This window comes from Mesorhizobium sp. M7A.F.Ca.US.006.04.2.1, from assembly GCF_004022915.1.
Classification (GTDB): domain Bacteria; phylum Pseudomonadota; class Alphaproteobacteria; order Rhizobiales; family Rhizobiaceae; genus Mesorhizobium; species Mesorhizobium ciceri.
Map to the genome: position 1 here is coordinate 1 of NZ_RZQA01000653.1, position 3,749 is coordinate 3,749.

The 3,749-nt window shown below is 60.0% G+C and carries 4 protein-coding genes; all 4 read right to left on the reverse strand.

Annotation, left to right across the window (positions count from 1 at the left end; genetic code table 11):
- Positions 1-318: 318 nt before the first annotated feature.
- Positions 319-1,557 (reverse strand): FAD-dependent oxidoreductase, encoded by a 1,239-nt coding sequence (locus tag EN925_RS27360; RefSeq protein WP_127388441.1) that lies wholly within the window; start codon positions 1,555-1,557, stop codon positions 319-321.
- A gap of 7 nt (positions 1,558-1,564) precedes the next feature.
- Positions 1,565-1,918: a RidA family protein gene (locus EN925_RS27365; RefSeq protein ID WP_127369464.1), complete on the reverse strand. Its 354-nt coding sequence runs from the start codon at positions 1,916-1,918 to the stop codon at positions 1,565-1,567.
- Between the two features lie 135 nt (positions 1,919-2,053).
- Positions 2,054-2,770, reverse strand: coding sequence for a M15 family metallopeptidase (locus EN925_RS27370; RefSeq protein WP_127369465.1), 717 nt, complete (start codon positions 2,768-2,770; stop codon positions 2,054-2,056).
- Positions 2,771-2,791: 21 nt separating this feature from the next.
- Positions 2,792-3,749 (reverse strand): ABC transporter ATP-binding protein (locus EN925_RS27375; RefSeq protein WP_245487318.1); only part of this gene is annotated, 958 nt, incomplete at its 5' end.

Genomic DNA, 3,749 nt, shown 5'->3' on the forward strand with positions numbered 1-3,749 from the left:
GTCTACGAAAAGAGACTCTTCCCACGAAGCGGCAAGGTGGCCCAAGAAACCGAGCAGAACCTAAAGCGGTTTTTTGACGACGCCGCACCGCAAAGCGTGGTCGATCTGTTCAGTGCGATGCAGGCATCGGCGAAGTAATCGCACTGGGGCGTGACTCGTTGAAGTCCCCGACAACACGACCGGTCGGAGGCCCAGGAGCACATCTGGGCTCCGCGGTGATACCGGCGGAATCTGGAAGGAGGTGAGATTTGAGAATTCGCATCCAATGCGAAGCGGGCTCGATCTAAGCGGTATCCGGCTCAGCCGCGACCCCGTTGTTCAGAGATATCGCACAGGGGATACAGCCTGAGTCACCTGATCTTCGGCCCTGCCGCCCGCCAGTTCCGAGAATAGCCGGGCGCTTGTGGGTCCAAGGGTAAATCCCTGATGGCCGTGACCAAAATTGCACCAGAGACCGGGGATTTTGGGAACGGCGCCAACTACCGGAAGCATGTCTGGCATGCATGGCCGCCAACCTGCCCAGGGCTCAGGCTCGACGGCTTCACCGAAATCGATCACCTCGCGCGCCATACGTTCGGCTCGGGCCAGTTGCCAAGGCGTCTTGGTCGACGCGAAGCGGGCAACCTCGGCGCCCGTGGTCAGCCGAAGCCCTTGACTCATGGGGCAATAGAGGGCCGCGGCGGCAACATCGAACAACGGCCTGCCTGGAAGGCGATCGGCTTTGTAGTGCCTGTGGTAGCCCCGCTTGCGTATCATGGGCATGGAAACGCCCAACGGCCTGAGGAGGGATGGCGACCAGGCACCGAGCGCAATGACGATGTTTTCAGTGGCCAGGCGCCGCCCGTTCCGCAAGTGGACGTGCCAGCCGGAAGCAGGCTGCGTCAGTGACCGCACTTCTTCTTCCAGCAGGGTGCCGCCGCGGCGGCGAAAAAGCGCTGCATACGTCGCGACGAGCCCGCCCGGATCAACACAACTTCTGCTTTGTTGCCAATGCACGGCACCCGCGAAATCCCTCTTCAGGCAGGGCTCCTCACCTCTCAACGCCTGATTGGTCAAGATGCGCGACTGAACACCAAAGTCCTTTCTGTAGCGTTCCGCCTGCGCGGCGTCCGTATCGAGCTCACGGGCCTCGCGATGCATCTGGATGTAGCCGCGTCTGACGAACAAGTGTTCTGCGCCGGCTCCGGCAATCAGCTTGTCGTGGTCCGCGGCGCAGTGGCCAATCAACTGCCTATAGATTTGGGAAATTGTCCGATATCTTATCGGGGCAGAGTTGAGATAGTAGAGCGCGAGTGGCAGTGCCGCGGAGGGCAGAGCCGCCAGATGGTACCTGACGTCGTTGCCCAACCCGAATGCCAGACGCAGTACATCAAGCGCGGCCCGCGGAAATGCATAGGGCTCCATCACTTCGACCTGGACAATCCCGGCGTTTCCGTAGCTTGCCTCCCTGCCCGGTTGCCGACGGTCAATGATGATGACCTCATGCCCGCCTTCTTGCAGGGCAAGTGCTGTCGTCACACCGACGATGCCGGCGCCGAGGATCGCAAACTCACTCATCGGCAAGTCAAACGCTACAGTCCTGCGCGATGACAGCTATTTCAATCAGCGCGTCGACGACCAACTCGCTAACCACAGTGACACGGACCGGCAGCGGATGGTGACTGAAGAAAGCGCGATACACCTGGTTGAAGGCGGAGAAATTGTCCTTGCGCACCAGGTAGCAGGTACAGGAGAGGATATCGCGTCGCGATAATCCACTAGTGCCAAGGGTGGCCTCGATCCGCCGCAGAACGTTTTGGGTTTGCTGCACAATGTCGCCGGAGATTTTTCCAGTGTCATCGAAGCCGAGTTCGCCCGAGAGGTAGACTGTATCGCCGGCACGGCGAAGGTTTGAGAACGGCAGTGTGGAAGCGGTCATGACAGGTCCTTGGAAGGATCGGCGCGGCGGCGCTCTTTTGGGTTCGCTAGCGAGCAAACAGGTTCTGCCGTCGCAGGACGTTGATACAGGATGGAGCCCGCTCCGAGGCGAGCAGGCTTCCAGTTCCAGCGGCAATCAACGAGAGGTCGTCTCCGGGCCCTTATCCATGGAGAAACTTAGCTGGCTGTAGATCGCTCTGTCCTTGTCGAAATAGCGCGCCCATTCACGGTCCCCGAATGAGAAATGCCACCATTCGCCGTCAAATGGCGCAAAGCCGGCGCGAAGCATGCAGAACCTGAGCGTCTGTCGATTGCGCCAGTGCTCTCTCTTGATGAATGGCGAAAAGACGTAGGTGTCCGGGCAATCCTCGCCCAGTTCAGTGCCCATAGCGAGCGCCTGACCGTTCGATTGAATGATCCGGACGTCGACCGCGCCGCCGGTCGGGTGCCCTGCTACCTCCGGTACGGCCGAGAAACGGTGAGCCGCCTCCTTCAGCGCTTCACCAGACAGGGAGGGAGTTCTTTGCTGCACGTGCTGGATCTGCTCCTGGAATTGCTGGCGCTGCACATCGAGATGCCGATAGCCACAGACAACCTCCAGGTCGTAATCCTGTGCGATTTCGCGGAGCGCGCGTTGCGCCACATCCAGCATCGGGACCACACGCGACCGGACGAAGATCTGGTCTCCCGTGTGTACTTTCATCGTACTGTCTACGGCGAGGACTTTGCCTGAGAACTCGGGGCCGATCGCAATCAGGGGCTCGTCATTGTCCTCCACCGGCACTGCGGCCAATTCCGTGTATGTCAGGAAATGCCGCTCAAGGGCAGCATAGCAGGCGTCCTGCGTGTTCATGTAATTTTGCTCCTCGCAATTCTAGATCAAGGGATGGTGACAGGCGGCTTGCTGTCCGCTGGCGATAGTCATCAGGGGCGGCAATAATTGGCGGCACAGGTCGGTGGCGCGTGGACAGCGTGCTGCGAATGAACAGCCGGGCGGGATATCATAGCCACTGGGGACTTCACCCGAAAGCCGGGCGACCTTGCGTCGTTGCTTGGGGTCGGGCTCGTATGTGCTGTCGAACAGGGCCTGCGTGTAGGGGTGGCAAGGTTTGGCGTTGCTCGCCATCACCTCGACCACACGGCCCAGATACATGACAAGGACGCGATGGCAGAAATAGCTGACCAGTCCGAGGTCGTGGGAAATGAAGAGATAGGTAAGGTTCAACTCGCCACGCAGTTGGTCCAACAGCGTGATGATCTGCGCCTGTACCGAGACGTCCAGAGACGCTGTCGGCTCATCAAGCACAACAAGGGACGGCTTGAGCGCGAGAGCACGGGCAATGCCGACCCGCTGTTTCTGTCCGCCTGACAACTGGTGGGGATAGCTGTTGGCGACAGCACCACTGAGGCCAACCATATCCAGCAGCGAGGTCACGGCTGCCTCCGCCGAATCTGGATTCACGCCCTGGATGCGGAAAGGCTCAAGCAACGCATCTCTTATCGAAAAACGAGGATCGATCGCCGAATATGGATCCTGGAACACCAGTTGCATGTGACGGCGCAACCGCCGCAAATTCCCCGCCGACAGCTGGGCGATGTCTTGCCCGTCGAAACGGACCTCTCCCGCGCTGGCCTCGATCAGCCGAAGCACCAGGCGGGCCAAGGTGGATTTGCCACATCCCGATTCACCGACGACCCCGACGATCTCGCCGCGTTGAATTTCGAAGGAGACATCGCTGACGGCGCGGAAGACGCGCGGCTTTCGAAACAGGGCCGTGTTCGTAAACCGGCAGCTGAGGTCCTTCACGGATAGAAGCTCGCTCATGCTGCTG